General features: G+C 62.4%; 19 protein-coding genes and 1 tRNA gene. 5 read left to right on the forward strand and 15 right to left on the reverse strand.

All coding sequences use genetic code 11. The features are described from left to right. Positions 1 to 20: 20 nt before the first annotated feature. From ACX5I4_RS15470 to ACX5I4_RS15480, 3 genes are read right to left on the reverse strand one after another with little or no spacing between them, the layout of a single operon-like run. Positions 21 to 590 carry a hypothetical protein gene (locus ACX5I4_RS15470; RefSeq protein ID WP_461837426.1) on the reverse strand — a complete coding sequence of 190 codons (570 nt, stop codon included), beginning with the start codon at positions 588 to 590 and terminating at the stop codon, positions 21 to 23. Then, the gene (locus ACX5I4_RS15475; RefSeq protein ID WP_461837427.1) at positions 587 to 1,153 is read right to left on the reverse strand and encodes a stage II sporulation protein M; all 567 of its coding nucleotides are present in this window, start codon (positions 1,151 to 1,153) and stop codon (positions 587 to 589) included. Before ACX5I4_RS15475 ends, ACX5I4_RS15470 begins: the two co-directional genes overlap by 4 nt. Before the next feature lie 26 nt (positions 1,154 to 1,179). Next, the gene (locus ACX5I4_RS15480; RefSeq protein WP_461837428.1) at positions 1,180 to 1,455 is read right to left on the reverse strand and encodes a hypothetical protein; all 276 of its coding nucleotides are present in this window, start codon (positions 1,453 to 1,455) and stop codon (positions 1,180 to 1,182) included. Between the two features lie 689 nt (positions 1,456 to 2,144). Here ACX5I4_RS15480 and ACX5I4_RS15485 point away from each other — a divergent pair. Further along, a complete protein-coding gene (locus ACX5I4_RS15485; protein ID WP_461837429.1) occupies positions 2,145 to 3,254 on the forward strand; it encodes an ATP-binding protein in 1,110 nt (369 codons plus the stop codon). A 545-nt stretch (positions 3,255 to 3,799) separates the two neighbouring features. Here ACX5I4_RS15485 and ACX5I4_RS15490 read toward each other — a convergent pair. The 3 genes from ACX5I4_RS15490 to ACX5I4_RS15500 all read right to left on the reverse strand — a co-directional run bounded on the left by ACX5I4_RS15490 (position 3,800) and on the right by ACX5I4_RS15500 (position 5,436). After that, a tRNA-Ala gene (locus ACX5I4_RS15490) sits at positions 3,800 to 3,872 on the reverse strand. A gap of 31 nt (positions 3,873 to 3,903) precedes the next feature. Beyond that, positions 3,904 to 4,704, reverse strand: a complete 801-nt coding sequence (locus ACX5I4_RS15495; RefSeq protein WP_461837430.1) for an SDR family oxidoreductase — start codon at positions 4,702 to 4,704, stop codon at positions 3,904 to 3,906. A 6-nt stretch (positions 4,705 to 4,710) separates the two neighbouring features. Beyond that, positions 4,711 to 5,436 carry a hypothetical protein gene (locus ACX5I4_RS15500; RefSeq protein ID WP_461837431.1) on the reverse strand — a complete coding sequence of 242 codons (726 nt, stop codon included), beginning with the start codon at positions 5,434 to 5,436 and terminating at the stop codon, positions 4,711 to 4,713. A gap of 51 nt (positions 5,437 to 5,487) precedes the next feature. Here ACX5I4_RS15500 and ACX5I4_RS15505 point away from each other — a divergent pair, with 51 nt between their 5' ends. Beyond that, a complete protein-coding gene (locus ACX5I4_RS15505) occupies positions 5,488 to 5,616 on the forward strand; it encodes a hypothetical protein (protein WP_461837432.1) in 129 nt (42 codons plus the stop codon). A gap of 128 nt (positions 5,617 to 5,744) precedes the next feature. On the opposite strand, the gene ACX5I4_RS15510 is transcribed toward ACX5I4_RS15505, so the two are convergent. Both ACX5I4_RS15510 and galU read right to left on the reverse strand, forming a co-directional pair. Continuing rightward, positions 5,745 to 6,317: a GNAT family N-acetyltransferase gene (locus ACX5I4_RS15510; RefSeq protein WP_461837433.1), complete on the reverse strand. Its 573-nt coding sequence runs from the start codon at positions 6,315 to 6,317 to the stop codon at positions 5,745 to 5,747. Positions 6,318 to 6,371: 54 nt separating this feature from the next. Continuing rightward, the gene (gene galU, locus ACX5I4_RS15515; protein ID WP_461837434.1) at positions 6,372 to 7,277 is read right to left on the reverse strand and encodes a UTP--glucose-1-phosphate uridylyltransferase GalU; all 906 of its coding nucleotides are present in this window, start codon (positions 7,275 to 7,277) and stop codon (positions 6,372 to 6,374) included. A 119-nt stretch (positions 7,278 to 7,396) separates the two neighbouring features. Here galU and ACX5I4_RS15520 point away from each other — a divergent pair, with 119 nt between their 5' ends. From ACX5I4_RS15520 to ACX5I4_RS15530, 3 genes are all read left to right on the forward strand, one after another. After that, positions 7,397 to 8,002 carry a 5-formyltetrahydrofolate cyclo-ligase gene (locus tag ACX5I4_RS15520; protein ID WP_461837435.1) on the forward strand — a complete coding sequence of 202 codons (606 nt, stop codon included), beginning with the start codon at positions 7,397 to 7,399 and terminating at the stop codon, positions 8,000 to 8,002. A 168-nt stretch (positions 8,003 to 8,170) separates the two neighbouring features. Next, a complete protein-coding gene (locus tag ACX5I4_RS15525) occupies positions 8,171 to 8,434 on the forward strand; it encodes an FmdB family zinc ribbon protein (protein WP_461837436.1) in 264 nt (87 codons plus the stop codon). Between the two features lie 272 nt (positions 8,435 to 8,706). Beyond that, positions 8,707 to 9,318 carry an RcpC/CpaB family pilus assembly protein gene (locus ACX5I4_RS15530; protein WP_461837437.1) on the forward strand — a complete coding sequence of 204 codons (612 nt, stop codon included), beginning with the start codon at positions 8,707 to 8,709 and terminating at the stop codon, positions 9,316 to 9,318. A 38-nt stretch (positions 9,319 to 9,356) separates the two neighbouring features. On the opposite strand, the gene ACX5I4_RS15535 is transcribed toward ACX5I4_RS15530, so the two are convergent. From ACX5I4_RS15535 to ACX5I4_RS15565, 7 genes are all read right to left on the reverse strand, one after another. Beyond that, a complete protein-coding gene (locus ACX5I4_RS15535) occupies positions 9,357 to 9,596 on the reverse strand; it encodes a hypothetical protein (RefSeq protein ID WP_461838796.1) in 240 nt (79 codons plus the stop codon). Positions 9,597 to 9,605: 9 nt separating this feature from the next. Continuing rightward, positions 9,606 to 13,469 (reverse strand): AAA family ATPase, encoded by a 3,864-nt coding sequence (locus ACX5I4_RS15540; protein ID WP_461837438.1) that lies wholly within the window; start codon positions 13,467 to 13,469, stop codon positions 9,606 to 9,608. Positions 13,470 to 13,646: 177 nt separating this feature from the next. Further along, positions 13,647 to 15,251, reverse strand: coding sequence for a glutamine-hydrolyzing GMP synthase (guaA, locus tag ACX5I4_RS15545; RefSeq protein ID WP_461837439.1), 1,605 nt, complete (start codon positions 15,249 to 15,251; stop codon positions 13,647 to 13,649). A gap of 110 nt (positions 15,252 to 15,361) precedes the next feature. Next, on the reverse strand, positions 15,362 to 15,880 hold the full coding sequence (locus ACX5I4_RS15550) for a DUF3817 domain-containing protein (RefSeq protein WP_461837440.1): 519 nt from the start codon (positions 15,878 to 15,880) through the stop codon (positions 15,362 to 15,364). Then, positions 15,877 to 16,710, reverse strand: a complete 834-nt coding sequence (locus ACX5I4_RS15555; protein ID WP_461837441.1) for an SURF1 family protein — start codon at positions 16,708 to 16,710, stop codon at positions 15,877 to 15,879. The genes ACX5I4_RS15550 and ACX5I4_RS15555 overlap by 4 nt, the downstream gene beginning before the upstream one ends. Positions 16,711 to 16,889: 179 nt before the next feature. Beyond that, positions 16,890 to 17,378, reverse strand: coding sequence for a PTS sugar transporter subunit IIA (locus tag ACX5I4_RS15560; protein ID WP_461837442.1), 489 nt, complete (start codon positions 17,376 to 17,378; stop codon positions 16,890 to 16,892). A 38-nt stretch (positions 17,379 to 17,416) separates the two neighbouring features. Next, positions 17,417 to 19,177 (reverse strand): glycerol-3-phosphate dehydrogenase/oxidase, encoded by a 1,761-nt coding sequence (locus tag ACX5I4_RS15565; RefSeq protein ID WP_461837443.1) that lies wholly within the window; start codon positions 19,175 to 19,177, stop codon positions 17,417 to 17,419. Positions 19,178 to 19,270: the final 93 nt, after the last annotated feature.

The raw sequence follows: 19,270 nt of genomic DNA on the forward strand, positions 1-19,270 counted from the left end.
GAGCCGACCTTTTTCTGTTTCTAGAGGGCAAGTGATACGGCCGCGATGGCCTCGGATGCGGCGAAGAGCACCAGAGGCTGCCGCCCGGAGGTGCTCCCTTGGCTGCGGTACAGCCACGGGACTCCCAAACCCACCAGTGCCACGAAGACGAAGGCGAGCCAGTGGTCCTTGGGTGAAGGGATCGACAGCAGCAGGCTGATGAGCTGGACGCTGAGCAGGGACACCACGGCGACCGCACCCAAGACGCCGACTCGGTACCTGTCCGGTCCCCGGCTCACGCCCGGGAAGAAGGTGCTTTCGGCGATCGAGGCGAGGGAGAAGTACACGCAGGCGAGCACGGCTGAGATGACCACGCCCAGGTAGAAGCCGATATTCACCGACAGTTCGGTCAGGGCAGGATCTGTCAGCTCTTTCGCAGCAGTTGTCTCGGCGACTTTGGCCGCTACAGTGCTGTGCAGCTGCTGGCTCCTGAGCAGCAGCAACACCAACAAAGCCGCGACGCCGCTGGTCCAGATCAGGGGTGCGGTGCTGCGGCGGAGCCGTGCCGCAGGGCGGGCGGGAGGCTCCAGCCTCTTTTCGAGGGTGCTCACGCTGGGATTCCTTTACTCGTGATGACGGCTGTTTCGACGGCTGCGGCGACCACCAGCACGGCGGCCGCCAGGGTGAAGACCTTCAAAGCGGCCGGGATGGTGCGGGTGTATTGCTGGAAGGAACTCTGGTTGCCGTTATCGGACAGTGCGGCCCGGGCCGCTGCTGCAGCCGGCATAAGCCCCGCGCCGGCGGCGATCAGCAATGCCGCGAATTCAGCCGGCGCGTACACCCAGATCGTCCCGAGAACCTCACCCAGACCCAGCTGGGAGGAGGCGGTGCGCATCGTGGCGCCGATGTAGACCGCCGTCAGCGGCCAGGCGATCAGCGTTGAGATCCCGCCGGTGACAACACCAGAGAAGGCAAGACACAATGCCGGCCCGTTCGCCAGCAGGATCCGGCCGAACACCGACCACCACGGGGAGGCTACCCCGGTCCCTGTCGGTTGCAGGGCACCGGCGGGCAGGTTCGTTTGGAACCCCGTGACAAACCCGCCCAGCATGAGCGCCAGGGACAGTGCCATGGCGATAAGAAGCAGCGGCCTGTCACCGTTCCTGACGCTCATGCTCAATTCCGGACAGCTACCGCCGCCTAAGCGACGGCTGCCTTCTTGCCCAGGGCGGAAACAGCCCAGCGGGCCGTGGCGATGACCGCAGTCGCGATGCCACCGGAGAGCAGGCCCATGACGATGGCCAGGGCAAAGCCGCCGACCTCAATAGCGGTCACGATCTGCGAGGCGAAGGCCGTGGAAAGACCGAACATTCCGGCAATGTACATCACGCTGATGCTGGCCAAAGCCAGACCACCAACCCCAATACCCCCGGCGATGGCGATCGACCGGCGTGACAAACGTGCTGTAGCTTCCATGATTTCTCCTTAGACATGTTCCTATCGGGTCCGGCCAGATCCGCCCCACCAAGGAGCATAAGGACTCCCATCGGTTTAAACAAGGCGGTCGTCCGGTTTTTTATGCAGAAATCGACGGCGGTTCCACACGCGGCATGGACGCCTCCGGAGTGTTGATGAAACGGGCAGGAACTTGATATCTCCATGGAAATGACAAAATAAGACATGCGCCCGGTATGCTTTGTGCGTCGAGCCATGTTGGGGGAGATACGACAGACACGCTCAAGCTTGCGCGCCCATCATTAGGGGCCGTTTTGACGCGTTTCTGCCCAACCCAGCTCGTAGCTCTTTGGGTCGACGGCACAAGTAAGACCCCCGCCCCCACGTTTCCGCAGGTCGGAGGGCCTTCACTGTGGAGCTAAGGAGATTCGAACTCCTGACCTTTTCTCACGGGAGGGCACTTTTCGTTGCTTATCAGCGGCTTGTGTTGGCTGGATAATCCGCGGAATCTAGGGGATTTTCGTGGGATGCAAAGTCCGTGACATGTCAGCATTTTCATCGTTTCCGTGGGGTAAACGTGTGGCGGACATGGACCAGGTCGCCTCAGCGGCTCGGATCCGACGAACACGAGTACCATGGTCAAAAGTTCACCAAATTCACCCGGATTCCAAAATTCACCAAATTCACCCAGATTCACCTGAGGACGTGGCGTGCTCGACACAGACAACCCGTTCCGACCTACGGCCGGAGCCACCCCACCGGAAGTCATCGGCCGCTCCGGACTCCTGGATGAATTCGAATATGGCCTTAGGCTCGGCTCCGGAGCCCCTGGACTCCTGTCCATCTTCACCGGTGCCCGCGGCATCGGCAAGACGGTCATGCTGGGGGCGGCCCATGACCTGGCCCAGGAGCACGGATGGGCAGTGGTGGCGGAGACCGCGACCGGAACCTTCATGGGCCGAATCGGCGAAAAAATGCGCCGGCTCACCCAGGAGCTTGGCGACCAACCCGAATCCCGCCGTCGTATCACAGGGATTTCCCTTGCCGGGTTCAGTGTCACGTCCCAACTTTCGCCCGAACGCCAGGTGGACTGGTGGGAACTGGGGGAAACACTCCTGAAGCTTCTCGACGAACGCGGGACCGGGCTCCTCATCACCGTCGACGAGATCCATGCCGCCGACCGAGCCGAACTGGCCCAGCTGGCGGCCAACGTCCAGCACTTCATCCAAGACCGGCTGCCCATCGCACTGATCTTCGCCGGCCTTCCCTCTGCCGTATCGGACCTCCTGAACGAGGGCGTGGCAACATTCCTTCGCAGAGCCGACAAGATCGATCTCCATGCCGCCGCGGTACGCGACGTCGAGACATCCTTCACGGAAACCTTCGCCGCTGCCGGGATCACCATCGACCCGGACCTGGTGCACAAGGCAGCGACAACCACCGGAGGCTACCCCTTCCTCATCCAACTGGTCGGCTACTTCCTCTGGCGCGAGGCCGAGAACAACAACGGCGACCTCTCCTCCGCCGCCGTCGACCGGGCAATTGCCGCCGCCATCCGACGCAACGAACGCGTCGTCATCGAAGCCGCCCTCGCCGCGGCATCCGCCAAAGACCAGGAGATCCTGCACGCCATGGCCATCGACGACGGACCCTCCACGGCCGGGGACATCGTCCAGCGAACCGGTTCACGGCCCACTCTCGTGGCCAAATACCGGACCAGACTCCTCGCCGCAGGCCTCATCGAATCAATCGGCCACGGAAAAACCGACTTCGCCATCCCCGGACTGCGGGAATACCTCCGCAAAAATCGGCCACACTGACCCCTGCCAGTCGACGACGGACTCCCCATCTAAACCCCCGGAAAGCCTTCCAGCAGACAGGGCTCAGAGCCTCTCGGATTTGCCGAGGCGCTCTCCCGCAAACAGCATGACCGAAAGCGTTGAGCAGGTTCTCGATGTGGTGCCCGGGGCCCGGAAGGGCGTGGTCCTCCCGTTCGGAGATGCCATCCGTACACGGCTCCTGGAGGTCGTCGACCACATCGAAGGCCGGAAACCTGCGCCATATAAGGACCTACCCACCAGGGTCGTGATCCAGGTCTTACCCGTGTCAACAGACACGGGTACGCAGGGCCTTATCGATTCGGGCGTGAGGATGAGGAATCCTTGGGATCACCCGCAGCCGAACTACTCACGCCCACCGCGGCGTATTTGGGTCGCCGCGGTAGACACAGATTATTGGTCGTCGCTCTTAGCAGCTTTTGGGGTCGCTCTATACATGCTTCGAAACTGTCCTGAAAGGTCGAGTCCCCTTGACGCTTTGCTATGTGCGGTCCGTCGACGTTGTTGTCTGATGTCAGCCTTCACTGTGGAGCTAAGGAGATTCGAACTCCTGACCTCTTCGATGCGAACGAAGCGCTCTACCAACTGAGCTATAGCCCCTGGTCAACTGCGTGATGCCAGTGCCCCTAGGCTACAAACTATCTTGGCGCTTTGCCAACCAAGACTCGAACGTGTCTGTCCCGGTCCGTTCGCCCGGCACCAAATTCAGCCCGCTCCGAAGGAATTTGCCCATCGCCCCGGGCAACGGAACCTCAACGATCCTTCCGGCGTGACCCGTAGCCGATCGCCAGGTCTCAGCGAGTTCACGCATGGTCCGGATGTCCGGGCCGCCGATTGTTCGTGTCCGATGTTGGACAACCGAAGGCTCCTCCAAGGCTTCGGCAAGCAACACAGAAGCTACGTCGGACGGGGAAATCGTTTGAAAGCGCGCGCCCTTGAAGACCGGAATGAGGCGCACTTTCGCCCCGGCCTGGAAAACCGCCGCCACGAGGCTGTGAAATTGGGTGGCCCGCACTACGACAGTCCCAAGCGACGACAGCGCATACACGCGCTCCTTATCGGCCTTGGAGACGTAAAAGGCGGCATTGCTCTTGTCGCAGTTGATGATCGAGAGGAGGACCGCCTTGCGGACGCCCGCACCGGTGGCCGCGGCGAGCAGGCGTGCGCCGCCGTCGGCGAAATTCTTGCGCGCTTTGCCGAACTGCCCTTCCAGGCAGTCGATCACGACGTCGGCCCCTTGCAGGGCTTCTGCCAGGCCAGCGCCCGTCGTGACGTTCGCCCGAAAGTAGCGGGCGCCGTCGTGATGAGCCGTTGCCGTGCCCGACGGCGGGCGGCGACTCAGCGCCGTCACGTCGAGTCCGGCGTCGAGCGCCAAACGGACGACTTCACGGCCCACCTGCCCAGTGCCGCCTGCTACGCAGACGGAAGTCATAGGCGGTTACGCCCGGCGGCGCTGCAGGACGTCGTCAAGGTTGCTGAGGGCGCTCTGAGGCTTGACGTGCTGCGCCTGGATCGAGGTGCCAGCGGACGGTGCGCTGGTCTGCTTCAACGTGGGCTTGCCGATGGGTTTGGGAGCCTCAGGCAAATCGAGCGGTTCCGGAGCCGGCCGCGGGGCCTTTGCAGCGTCAACGTACGTTGGCTTGGGCACGTCCACCGGCTGCCACTCAGATTCCTTGGACCCGTCTGCAAACCGGACTGTGTTGTCGCCGGCAGCGACGGCAACGTTGAGCGCGGCCTGACGAAGTTCGACGGCGGTCAGGCGGTTCGTTTCGCGGGAGTGGGCTTCCGCATCGAAGATTTTGGTCGCCGGGCGGTCCACTGCCTTCGTGGTCGCGCCGGGATTCTCAACGGCGGGACTCATTGCGTTGCGGAAGGCCGCGTTCATCTTCGTCCTGCGGTCCCTGATGGCCAGGCGGCGGAGCACGAAGACAGTTCCAACAACACCAACTATGGAGACCAGCGGCAGCCAGCCGGAAACAAGGCCGAGAATACGCAGGACACCGGAAACGGCCGCAGTGAGCAGCAGGAGAAGGCCAGCTAGGGCAAGCGCACAGCGCCCATATCTGACTTTGAAGACCGCGGCATCCGTTGCAGCATCACGCCGTTCGCCGGAGCCGGCGGATTCCTTGGGCAATGCGGTTGCGGTGCTCTGCATGGTTTCCATTGCTTTCTCCTGCCGAGGGGCGATTGACAGAACCACCCCGGGTTGCAGTTCGTGAGCGTCATCTTCACTGTCATCCACTGGCACGTCACCGGCTACCTGGACGTGCAGGCGGCGGTTCCGCAATATGTATGGCGCAACCCAAACGATCCACAGCGCCACAGCAATCACCAATATCACTGAGCTGCTGAGAGGGAAGTCCACAATCAAAACCGTAGAAGCAAATACGCAGGGGTCACCGCATTGCCCGCGGTGTGTCGTCGGAGAGTCGGCAAATCAATGGATTTATGACAGTCATTCACCCAAACGGACTAATTGGCTTTGTGTCCAAGCCAAGCAGCCAGCAAGCCTCCCGGGATCTCTTCCGAGGTCAGCGCAAAGCTTCTATGGTCAGCCCACTCTCCGTTGATGTGAAGGAAACGCTCGCGGCGTCCCTCGTCACGGAATCCAAGCTTCTCAACAACGCGCAGGCTCGGCCCGTTTTCGGGCCTGATGTTGATCTCCATCCGGTGTAAGCCGAGGGTCGCGAAGCAGTAGTCGGTTGCCAAGGCAACCGCGGTGGGAGCAATCCCGCGTCCTGCCCGCGCCTGATCTACCCAGTAGCCAAGGGTGGCGGTCATCGCCGATCCCCAAACAATGGAAGAGACCGTCAGCTGCCCTACGATCCTGGGCTCCTGGAACCCGGGAATGCGCTCAGTGATCACAAACGGAAGGGCGCTAGCCTGCCGCGCCTGAAGCTTGAGGGAAGCGACCATCTGCCGATAATTTGGCAGGCGGCCACCTGGTGCCGGGTTGGAAGCCTCCCAGGGAGCCAGCCAATCACTATTGCGCGAGCGGACTTCGGTCCATTCTTTCTTGTCCCGGTAGCGAATGGGACGCAACATGAGGTCGCCACATTCAAGCGTCACCGGCCAAATGGCCGATCCCCACACGAGGAGCTACTTGCTGAGACCGGCGGCAAAGCCGGGCAGCCACTCACGCAGGCCAGGCCCGAGGTCTTCGCTGTCGCACGCAAGCTGGACGCACGCCTTGAGGTAGCTGAGCTTATCTCCGGTATCGTACCGACGGCCGCGGAAGACAACTCCGTAGACACCGCTGCCTTCGCCCTCCCCGGCAGCCAGAACCTGAAGGGCATCCGTCAGTTGGATCTCTCCTCCACGGCCAGGCTCGGTCCGCTCGAGAACGTCGAATACCGAGGGGTGAAGCACATAGCGGCCAATCACGGCCAAGTTGGACGAAGCTTCATCGACAGAAGGCTTTTCCACAAGTTGCTTGATGCGGACATAGCCATCTTCACCGATGTCCTCGATGTCCGCGCAGCCATAGGCGCTGATCTGGGACGGCTCGACCTCAATGAGGGCTACCACGGATCCACCGGTCTTGTGCTGGACCTCGATCATGTCGCTCAGGAGAGTGTCCCGCGCATCAATGAGGTCATCACCGAGGAGGACTGCGAAAGGTTCGTACCCAACGTGCTGCTTGGCACGCAACACCGCATGCCCCAGACCTTTGGGGTCGCCCTGGCGAACGTAATGAATGTCACCGAGGTTGCTAGTGGCCTGCACGGAATCCAGCTTGGTGGTGTCTCCCTTGGCCTCCAGGGTCGCTTCCAAGGCCGGCACACGGTCGAAGTGGTCCTCCAAGGCACGCTTGTTACGGCCCGTGATCATGAGGACGTCATTGAGGCCCACGCTCACGGCTTCTTCGACAACATATTGGATGGCCGGCTTGTCGACTACCGGGAGCATCTCCTTGGGCATGGCTTTTGTCGCAGGTAGAAACCTTGTGCCGAGCCCGGCAACAGGGATAACGGCCTTGCGGACAGCGCAGTTATTGGAAGTCACCGGACTAATCTAACGGAAGGAACTGGACAATAGGCAAAAAGGGACGCTGTTGGATGGAAGGGAGCTCGCCGTTCCTTACGGATCCCAGGCGCCGGACAGACGCAAGAACTGGAGCAAAAGTGACTTTGAAAGACGAGATCCGTCGGGAGAACCGCAACCGCAGGCTCGCCCTGACAGGGCAACAGCGTGCTGACGCCGGAACCGGGATTGCCCACCGCGGCCTCTCATGGGCGGATGCTGTTGCCCACGGGAAACCGGCGACTTTTGCCGCCTATGTGGGGGTGGCTGCCGAACCGCCAACAATGCCCTTGCTTGAGGCACTGCATGCGGCCGGGCACAGGATTCTTCTTCCGGTCTGTGAACCGGAACGGCGCCTAAGCTGGGTGTTTTGGACGCCGGAGACGGCCTTTGTTCGCTCAAGGTATGCCCCCATTGATGAGCCGGTAGGCGAACGATTCGACAGCGACGTCGTCAGGGACGCGACCGGAATCTTCCTTCCGGCTACTGCCGTCGACGAGGGAGGCAACCGCATTGGCCAGGGCGGCGGATACTACGACCGGCTCCTCGACAAACTAGACGAAGACGGGCAGCGCCCCCCGACTGTCGCCGTCGTATATGACGACGAGGTCCTGCCTGCAGGAACCATCCCCGCGGAACCGTTCGATAAGCCTGTGGCTGAGGCACTCACTCCCCGCCGCATCGTCAGACTTTCGCGGGGCGACTGATCAGGGCTTGCGTTTGTTCCCTCCACCACATTCTCTGGCGGCATTCTCTGGCGGCGACCCCGACGTCGGATGATAGAATTGGCACTCAGGCCCTGGGACTGCTAATGGATGGAACAATCCGCCATGGCGGCACGGGACCTGTAGTTCGTCCCGGAGGAGGATCCACCAGTGCCCACATATGCCTATGCCTGCAAAGACTGCGGCCACGCCTTTGACATTGTTCAGGCCTTCACAGACAGCTCCCTGTCTGACTGCCCCGAATGCCAAGGATCCTTGCGCAAGAAATTCAACAGCGTGGGCGTCGTCTTCAAGGGTTCTGGCTTCTACCGTACGGACTCCCGGGACTCCAAGGGAAGCACCGTTTCGGCTGCTCCTGCCGCGCCGGCCGCATCCCCGGCCCCAGCGTCAGTTCCGGCAACTGCGGCCAGCTGATTCCGCTTTTCCACATAGCTCATTAAGGCCCTGTCACCGGACTAGTAGCCCGGTTAGCGTGGCAGCATGCCACCCACCCCGTTTGTAACCCAAGGGCCCCATTCAACGGGCTCTTCTTCGATTCCAGGCAATAGCCGCCTCGCGCCCGTCGCCAGAGCCCGCCCTCGCAGTGCTCCGGCGCTGCCCCTAAGCTCTGCCCGCCGCCCTGGCGCTCCCCGGGACATTCCAGCCACCACAGGTTCGGCAACTGGCTGAACCGCAACCGCCGCCTCGTGGTGGCACTCCTGCTGTGTGTGGCCTCCGGGATCACGGTGCACCAGCTAACTCCTGCTTCTGAACAACGGGTGATGGTTCTCGCCGCGGCCAGGGATCTTCCGGCCGGGTCCACCTTGGCAGATTCCGACCTCAAGCCTCTCGAAGTTCTTCCGGGCGGAGCTCCCGCCGGAGCACTCACCGCTGGCATTGGATACCGGGGAAAGCAGCTTGCCTCGCCTCTTCAGAAAGGGCAGGTCCCCACCGACGCCCAATTCCTGGGTCCAGGCCTGCTGACCGGCGCCGCGCCCGCAGCGGCAGCCGTTCCACTGCGCATGGCCGATCCCGCTTCAATCCAACTTGTTTCGCCGGGCCAGTTGGTCAACGTCGTGCTCACGGCGGCTGATGGACTTGAGGGGCCCGGCAAGAAATCCGAACTCCTGGCTGCATCCGTCCCGGTTTTGTGGACGTCCGCACAAGGAGTCAAGGCCAACCAGTGGCTAGGTACGAACGAGTCCGACGGCCTCGTGGTTGTCGCCGCAAATCCGCAACAGGCCGAAATCCTGGCAGGAGCTTCCACTCGGGGAAAATTGTTCTTCGTCTTAGTCAATCCTGCGGGCAACCGGCAATGAGATACCCCGCTCGGATACTCAAGGATTATCGTGGAATGTCAGCCCCAGTGTGGAGGCCTTTGCTCCTTCAGCCAGGCGTCATGATCGTAACCGGGCTCGTCACCCCAGCGGCGTGGATCATCCTCCGAGGCTTTCTTGGGCAGAATGCCTTCTCCTGCCGGCTTCGGCTCAGGTGCGGGCTTCAATTCTGTTTTCTCCTGCTTGTCCAGCTCCGTGCCAGCCCCCACCGCATGAGCGTCCGCGGGGTGTTTGGCCTTTATGCTTTTTCTCTCGGGCATTGCGCTTCCTTAGTGGATAGCTGGCCCCGGGCCGGGCCCTTGCGTACCGCCAAGTTTGGCCGGAGCCGGTTCCGCCTGGCTGCCCGGTTCCGCCTGGCTGCCCGGTTCCAATTGTTCAACATCCATGTCCAGGAATCCATGCTCGACGGCGCCATAGGAGGGCCCAACCGGCTTTTCGAGTCCAAGATAGGAACCGATGCGATCCGCACAGGACGAAGGGTCCGTGAAAACTTCGATGGTCCACAAAGACATGTAACGCCAGCCGAGGCGCTCCAGGAGTTGAGGCCGGAGCCTGCTGCGCTCCCGGACGCTCATGCGGCGGTATCGTTCCGTGCCATCCGACTCAATGGCCACGGGCGTCGGCATCTCGGTGTCATCACGGCCGATGGTGTGCACGGGATCGGCCGCCGCGGCGATGTCCAGTGCTCCGTCATAGTGGTGCCACACCCGGGCTCCACGAGCACGGAGCCGCTCGCCCAGATCCGCCACCAACGGATCTTCACCGAGCGCCTGCTCGCTGGCCGCGGCCCTGGTTGCCGGTGTCCCCAAATCCGAATTGCCCGAGAGTTCGCGGTCAAGGAGTTCATGGAAATCGACCGCCCCATGAGCCAGTCTGTCCAGATCCAGGTCCTCCGGACGGAAGCAACTCAGGACGTGCAAGGATCTGCGCGAGCGGGTCATCGCCAAAGCAAACTTATTGCGGCCGCCTTCGATCGAGAGGGGACCGAAACTGTGCAGCGCCCGGCCATGCGGCGTGCGCCCGAAGCCCAGGGAGAAGATGATGTGGTCGCGGACCAATCCTTGGGCACGCTCCAAATCCACCACCCGGAAGGACTCCGCACCCGCGTTGAAGAAACCGGACAACAGAGGATAGTTGGGCAGCTGGAGCCTGATGGCTTCGCCGATCCTTGCAGCATGGCGCAGGCTTGCCGTCACAACGGCGAGCGAGGTACGGGGCCGAAGACTGGCGTGTTCGAAAACCAGATCCACCACACGGTTCACTTCGGCCGCAACCGATTCCACACCTTCGTGATCCGCACCGGGCAGGCCAGTGCCGTCCGGAATGTACTCAACCACGACCGAACGGTCCAGCCCGGTTACGGATTGGCCATCCGGCAGTCGACGCAGGCCGCCATCGTAGTAATTCTTGCTCAGTTGCAGCACCAGATCTTCATCAACGGCGCGATACACCCAGTTCAGCTGCCAGGTCGGCAAGACGCGGGCCAACGCACTGAAGGCGCTGTCAACCGTGTCCTGGCTCGCGACGCCTGCCATGGGAGGCTCCACGGCCACACTGAATGTGCGGGCGTTGGCGATCTTCGCATCACCGAAGGCAATGACTTGTTCGGCCCGGGCGATTGCCGGCAGCACCGCCTGCAAAGACGTGCTCTCGGCATCGAGAATCACCACTGCGTCGAACTTCTGCTCGGCAGGCAAAAGCCCGGTCAGCAGGTATGGGCTGATCGACCACACGGGCACCAGCCGGGAAACCAAAGCCGGCGCCTGGGCGCTGAGCGCCGAGAGGGTAACGCGGCCGTCCTTGATCAGATTCCGCAGGAGCTCTGCCTGGCGGGGATGTTCCGCAATACCGGCCCGCCACATTTCGGCGAGCTTCCACCGCAGCCGGGCTGCGCCGCTGGCAATGTGCGCGTGATCGGCCAGGCGGTACTCGGCCTCGAGACGACGGAGGGAATCGCCGTCGGACATGGCAAGGTAGTCGTCACCGCTGATCATGGCTTCCAGGGCAGACTGCCACCAGGCAAGCTCAAGTTCGGCGCCAACGGATTCGGCAGGGACTTCGCGCTGCGCCAAATCCGAAAGAAGCTCGCCGAGTCCGTGCTCGCGCATGTTCTCGACCAAAAGCGTACGCTCCGGCAGAGTCTCCAGAGTTCCCGTATCCGCGACAAGACGCTCAAGACGCTCCATGAGGGCTTCATAGCGGGTCGCGTGCAGGTCGCCGCCGTCGGCCGTGTGTTTGAGGCAATCGCCCAGACGGCGGAGATCGCGGTCCAGTTCGCGGTATGTGGCGCCCAAGTCCGCGAGTCCCGATGGCACAGCGGGATGGCGCTGGGTGGTGGCATACTCGGCCCAAAGCGCCCGCTGTTCCTGAACAAGCGCCAGGGAACTGTGCAGATCCGCGATGTGGACACCGGGCCGGACGTATTCTTTGGCCACGCGACGCAAGCGGGAGCGCTGCATCGACGGCATCTCGAGGCCCCGCTCACGACGCCAGGCGGAGGTGGCAGTAGCCGAAATCAGATCGTGGACCGGCCGGTCAAAGATATCCGGAGTGAATTTGTCCAGGCTTTCCCGTACCGCCATCAACAGCTCAAGTTGGGAGCCCCATTCGGCGAAGTTCGCTCCAAGCCGGATTTCGGAGTGCTCCGCAACTTGGTTCATCCGCTCCTGCAGCTTGGGAAGGCGCTCGGCGGCGGTGCTGGCCAGTTGTTGGGCTTCCTCCGTCTCCTTGCGCGTGACCAAGCGCGCACCGTACCAAGGGCTCGACGTCGACGCCCTGCTGAAGCTGCCAAGTTCGGCAGCGCGGCGCAGCCTTCCAGCCAGCTCGGCGCGGTCTTTGATGTTGTCCAATACGCTGCGCTTCAACCGCACTGTCGTCGCGGGGGCTGGCTGGATCGAGGTCAGCTCCGCGAGCGACTGCATTGCCTGATAGGGCGAGCATCCCCATCGCTGGCGAACGTTGTGCAAAGACGCGACATGGTCCATGAGGGCATGGCGGTGCTCGGTCAGGGTCTTGTGAAGATTCGCAAGTTGGGGTTCCAGCGACTTCTCGTTGCGGATGATCGCGCTGACCAACTGGCCCTTGAGCTGCTGGGCCGTGGCACCGTTGCCCGGCCTGAACAGCATCGACTCAAGGCCAAGGGCTTCGAAGTTACTGGCGAGGCCGTTGAGGCTCGCTCGCCGGTCGCCCACCACAAGCACCGATTTGCCCTCGTTGACAAGTGCACCGATGGCATTGATGGCCGTTTGCGTCTGACCGCTTCCCGGCGGGGTGGTGACCACCAGCGAATCGCCTGCCCGGACGGCATCCACGACGTACTGCTGGTCAGCATCGGCATCCAGGAGCAGCGACTCCTCGGCAGGGTCGCGCTCGTCAAGGTTCGGGAACCGCCCGGACTTAATGGGCTCAGGTTCGACGTCCCCGCCATTGGCGGCTTCCAACAAGGATGCAACGACTCTGCTGCTCTCGTTGATCCAGGGGTCGTCCAAGTTCCCGGACAAATCCGCCAAGGTTGTTATGAGGAGATTGGGGGTCACCTCGGCACCAGGGATCGGCTGCACCAGAGTGGCAAGGCGGTCAAGGACCGGCTGGGGATCAAGTCGCGCGGTGTTGTAGGCCATGCGGCTCACGGCATTGACGTCGAAGACAATTCCATGGACGGTCTTCAAATGCCGGACCAAGGCTGGGTTGATCCCCGCTTGTTCCGTGAGTTGCAGCTCGTAGTCATCCTCGCCGGGCCGAGCCGTGAGCGAAATGGCTGCCAACATGACGGGGGCAGAGACACGCTGGGGCTTTCCTCCGACAGCCGATGTCCACACGACTGTTCCGCAGGACAAGTAGCCGGCGTCGATCCCCCGGTCGTTTCCCAGCTCGAAGATCTTCGAACGAAGGTTCCTGGCCGCACGGGCGGCAACAAGATATTGCTGGCGATCCCGGATCAAAGTAGAAAGACGGGTTCGACGTCCTGCGAGGAGCTGCGCGAGGCCTGAAGGGTGGCCGTTGCTAAGGTCGATCGACCCTTCCGGCGTCTTGACGAAGCGCAGCATGGTGTCCGCGCCAGTCACAGGTTTGAGCCCCGACAGCCATTTCCGGAGCTCTGCAGAACTCTCTTCGTGGCTTTGACCTACTGACACCGCTGCCTTCTTTTCTGTTCTAGCTCGAGACGACTTGGACCAAATCGGCATACTTTCGAGGGTAGCGGGAATCGACCTGCAGTCCGCACCGCAACACTGCTGGAAGGCAAATTACCCCTGATTTCAGGGGAAATGCAAAGTGACCGGCCTCTGGAAAGAGGCCGGTCACTCAGAATGCTATTCCCACTCGATGGTTCCCGGCGGCTTGCTTGTGACGTCCAGTACCACGCGGTTGACTCCGTCTACCTCGTTGGTGATCCTGTTGGAGATCCTGGCGAGGAGGTCATAAGGGAGCCTCGACCAGTCGGCAGTCATGGCGTCCTCGGAAGAAACGGGACGCAGCACGATCGGGTGTCCATAGGTACGTCCGTCGCCTTGTACCCCGACGCTGCGGACATCGGCCAGCAGGACCACCGGCATCTGCCAGACATCGTTGTCGAGTCCGGCCGCAGTGAGCTCGGCGCGCGCGATGGCGTCTGCCTTGCGCAGCAGGTCCAGGCGTTCCTTGTTCACTTCTCCGACAATACGGATACCGAGGCCCGGACCAGGGAACGGTTGGCGTCCGACAATTTCCTGCGGCAGGCCAAGCTGCGCGCCCACGGCGCGCACCTCGTCTTTGAACAGCGCGCGGAGCGGCTCAACGAGTTCGAACTGCAGGTCCTCAGGCAAGCCGCCCACGTTGTGGTGGCTCTTGATGTTCGCAGCACCTTCGCCTCCGCCGGATTCGACGACGTCCGGGTAAAGCGTGCCTTGGACGAGGAACTTGATGCTCTCGCCTTCGGACGCAGCCTGGGCGATGATGGCCCGCTCTGCTTCTTCGAACGCGCGAATGAACTCGCGGCCAATGATCTTGCGCTTGGTCTCGGGATCGCTGACCCCGGCCAGGGCGGACAGGAAACGCTCCTGCTCGTTCGCCACGTAAAGCTTGACGCCGGTTGCGGCAACGAAGTCGCGTTCGACCTGTTCGGCTTCGCCTTCACGCAGCAAACCGTGGTCCACGAACACGCACGTGAGCTGGTCTCCCACGGCGCGCTGCACAAGGGCTGCGGCAACGGCCGAGTCGACGCCACCGGAGAGACCGCAGATGACCTTGGAATCGCCGACCTGCTGGCGGATCCGATCCACTTGCTCTTCGAGGATGTTGCCCGTAGTCCAGTTCGGTTTCAAGCCCGCTCCGTTGAACAGGAAGTTCTCGAGAACCTGCTGGCCGTGGGCCGAGTGCTTGACCTCCGGGTGCCACTGAACGCCGTAGAGGTGCTTTTCCTCGTTCGCGAAAGCGGCTACAGGTGCGCCGGCGGTTGTCGCCAGGACCTCGAAGCCTGCCGGGGCTTCGTGTACGGAATCTCCGTGGCTCATCCAGGTGTTCTGGGAGTCCGGGATGCCCGCAAGGATGGAGCGTGCCTCGCCAACCGTGGTGGCCTCGGTGGCGCCGTACTCGCGCAACCCGGTCTGTGCGACCTTGCCGCCGAGCGCGTTGGCCATGGCCTGGAAGCCGTAGCAAATGCCGAAGACCGGCACGCCGGCCTCGAAAAGGTCTGCGCCAACTCTCGGAGCACCTTCGGCATAAACGCTTGAAGGACCGCCGGAAAGGATGATCGCTGCCGGGTTCTTGGCCAGAAGCTGCTCGGTGGTGAACGTGTGCGGAACAATTTCCGAGTACACATTCGCTTCACGGACGCGGCGGGCAATCAGCTGCGCGTACTGGGCACCGTAGTCAACAACCAGCACCGGCTTCTGGGAAGTCTGAGCTTCAGAACTGAAGGGTGCGGTGGGAGTAGTCACCGTAACAGCCTACTTTGCCGGGATGCCCCGGTGCACCTTGAAGCCGGTCGTGAAGCGGCCAAACCGGCCCCGACGTTAGCGATCTCACAATGCGCGCCGCGACCGGCCGATCAGTACCGCTTGGAGGCCTGCGGATTGGCGGCCAGTTCCGCTTCCACCTCCGAGTGGAATTTCTTCTCCACAATGAAGGACATCAGCGGGACAACCCCGCCCAGGGCAAGCAGGATGAGCTTCGTGAACGGCCAGCGCATAAGGGACCACAAACGGAAATCTGAGATGAGGTAAACCACGTACATCCAGCCGTGGACGATCAGTACCGTAACGGAGACGTTGACGCCGCCGAGGACTGCCTTCGACTCCGCGTCAGCGAACCCGAAACCGAAAGGCTGCCCGGTGGCTGCATTGGTACCGCCGGCAAAGAGGTACACGCCGAACACATAGCGCGCCACGAGCTCGGCGCACAGGAGCAGGAGCATGGTGCCGGTGAGGTAGGCCATGACCTTGTAGAACTTCAATGCCGAGCGGATCTGGGCCGTTGTTCCACCGAAGCGGCGTTTCTTGGCCGCGGCCGGCTTCGCGCCGGAGTCTCCGGACTGTTCGGGTTGGATGGCCGGTTTGGGCTCAATCATGGCTTTACCTGTTCTGGCTTGGTAATTGCTGGCAAATCGTCGGATGGGGATTCGTCGTCGGGCTCTTCCTCTTCGAGGGTGCGCCGGTAGTCGTCGGCCACCATGCGCCACCAGATGTAGAGAGCGAAGCCCGCAAAGACTACCCATTCCACAGAGTAAAAGAGGTTGAGCCAGTTGATCTGTTGGCTGGGAGGCTGGGCCGGGATATTGAGGGGTTTCAGCTGCTCCGGGAGCGCTAGGGTCTTGCCTGCCGATATTTCCGACGTTGCGGCGACGAAGCCCGGATAGCTTGAAATTTCCCACGTGTTGATGAGTTCCGCAACCGAAACCGCGGACGCGCGGCCCGCTCCGGCGTCGACGTTTGGCACTGGGGCCTCGGACGGCAGGAGCCGTCCGGTCAGTTCAATTGTGCCCGACGGCGGCGGGCCGGCTTGGGCGGGATCGGCGACCCAGCCGCGCGCCACGGGGATCCAGGTCTTCGGCGAAGCGCCAACGCCGTGAAGAACGGGAGCACCGTCGACAGCAAATGCGGTTACTACCCAGTATCCTTTTTGCCCTGCGAGCAGGCGGCCTTCCACAAGGACTTGCTTGGCGGGGTCGTAGCTGCCTTTCGCACTGACCATCTGATCCGACACGGAACCCGGAAAGAACGTTCCGGGCTGCAGGACTCCGGTGAGGGGCCTGACTTGCTCCGCGGAGGGATCGACTGGCACATCACTCTGGGTGGATCTGCCGAACTGCCACTGGCTGAGCAGCACGAACACCCCGGAGAGCAGGAGCGCGAAGACAAGTCCTGCGATCCAGCGGGGCTTCAGAGCGGTTTTCAACACCCCTTAACCGTACTTCGTCAAGCTGTAGAACAGCTAAACGAGAGGACCTCCCCCTAGAGTGGGCAGAGGGTCCCTGCGTGGCGCGGAACGCGACACGCAAGGGCCTGCCCCTTCCTAGAGTGGGGCAGCAGGGTCCGTGCGTGGCGCGGAACGCGACACGCAAGGGCCTGCCCCAATCTCTAGTGGTCGAAAAACACCAAGCTGGAGTTGATCAGCTCGGCGATGACTTCCGGATCGTGGGCGCGCCGGAGGGATTCGCGGAACGATTCCTTGGAGAGTGACCGCGCCAAAGTGGCCAGGACTTCCAAGTGGTCCGAGAATGAACTGGCCGGTGTGGCGATGAGCAGGACCAGGGTGGCCGGACCGTCGCTGGCACCGAAGTCCAGGGAATGTCCGAATTTGGTAACTCCGACGGCGATCGACACCCGGGAAACAAACTCGCTGCGGGCGTGCGGCAAACCGATGCCGCCTGGAAGCCCCGTGGCCAGCTGGTGTTCCCGAGAGTTGACGTGTTTGAGGAAGCCCTCAAGGTCTGTGACCCGACCGGCGGCATACAGCCGTTCCGCGAGCTGGCCTGCGGCGTCTGTCTTGTCGACCGCTTCCATTTCGAGGATGACGGTCTCCGGCGTCGTCAGTTCAGCATCATACGGGTCCAGTGGTTCCGCCAAGTCGTTTCCCTCCAGTGTGCCCAGCCAACCCAGGGCGCTCAGCGCAGGGGAACGATGTCATCGACGCCCATACGCGCAGCATCGGCCGATTCATCGTCGGGCTGCTGTTGGCTGAGCCGCTCAGCTTCCACCCGGGCCAGGTAGTGCTTGATTTCGCTTTCCCGCTGCGCGTCGCTCCAGCCGAGAATTTCTCCCATCAGCTTAGCGACAACAGGGACCGCGGAAACACCTCTGTCCCACGACTCGATCGAGATGCGGGTGCGGCGGGTCAGGACATCGTGGACGTGGCGGGCGCCTTCGTGGGTCGTGGCGTAGACGACTTCTGCCGCCAGATAGTCGTCGGCACCGGGCAGCGGCTCAGCCATGGCAGGGTTGTCCTTGATGACAGCCAGGACTTCCGGTGCCATCGAACCGTAGCGGTTGAGCAAATGTTCCACCCTGGCGACGTGGATTCCAGCTTCATCCGCAGTTCTCCCCCTGCGGTTCCATGCCGCCTTGAATCCCTCGGCGCCTAGCAGCGGTATGGTGTCCGTGCAGCTCGAAGGAACACGCTCGTCCATCGCCCGGGTTGCTTCGTCGACCGCATCCTTGGCCATGACCCGGTACGTGGTGAACTTGCCGCCGGCAACTACCACAAGGCCCGGAACAGGGTGGGCCACGACGTGTTCGCGTGAAAGTTTGGCCGTGGAATCGCTCTCCCCTGCCAACAATGGACGCAGGCCGGCGTACACGCCCTCGACGTCCTCTCGCGTCAGGGGCCTTTTCAGGACGCGGTTGACGTGCTCAAGGACATAGTCAATGTCCTTGGTGGACGCGGCAGGGTGCGCCTTATCCAGCTTCCAGTCGGTGTCCGTTGTGCCGATGATCCAATGCCTGCCCCAGGGAATGACGAACAGCACGGACTTCTCGGTCCTCAGGATCAATCCGACGGTGGACTGGAAACGGTCGCGCGGAACCACGAGGTGGATGCCTTTGGAAGCACGGACCTTGAGTTGGCCGCGATCCGTCACCATGGCCTGGGTCTCGTCAGTCCAGACCCCCGTGGCATTGACCACTTGCTTGGCCCGGACTTCGATGATGCTGCCGTCTTCCTGGTTTTCCACCTTCGCGCCCACCACGCGTTCACCTTCGCGCACGAAGGACACAACGCGCATCCTGTTCACGGCATGTGCTCCGTAGTGTGCCGCTGTGCGGACGACGTTGACTACCAGCCTGGCGTCGTCAACCTGCGCATCGTAGTACCGGATGGAGCCGACGAACGCGTCGCTCTTGAGGCTCGGGGCAGCCCTCAGCGTTCCGCGCCGGAAAAGGTGTTTGTGCATCGGGACGCCGCGGCTGTGGCCTGAAGTGAGGCCGAGCGTGTCGTAGAGGAAGATGCCCGCGCCTACGTAGGGCCGTTCCCAAAAACGCCGGGTCAACGGGTACAGGAACGGGACGGGCCGGACAAGGTGTGGCGCGATTTGCTGGATCAGCAGCCCACGTTCCTGGAGAGCCTCCTGGACCAGCGCAAAGTCGAGCATTTCCAGGTAGCGCAGCCCGCCGTGAATCAGCTTCGAAGACCTCGACGATGTGCCTGAAGCCCAGTCCCGGGCCTCGACAATGCCCACGGACAACCCGCGGGTCACAGCGTCCAAGGCTGCCCCGGCCCCGACGACGCCTCCGCCGACGATCAAGATGTCGAGTTCCTGGCCGGGCTCCGTGGTGCCCTTAAGTACCTCGATGGACCTGGCCCGCGCCTCTGGACTCAATGCACCGGCTGATGCATCATTCCTCTGCGAACCATCTGCAACACTGCTCATTGGACGCCTCCCATCGCACAAAGCCCGTAGTTCCCCACACTACTTCTTGTGCGCGGGCTTGGGCAGGGTTTTCACCCTACGGCCAAGGCGGCC

Source organism: Arthrobacter sp. MMS24-S77, from assembly GCF_054888235.1.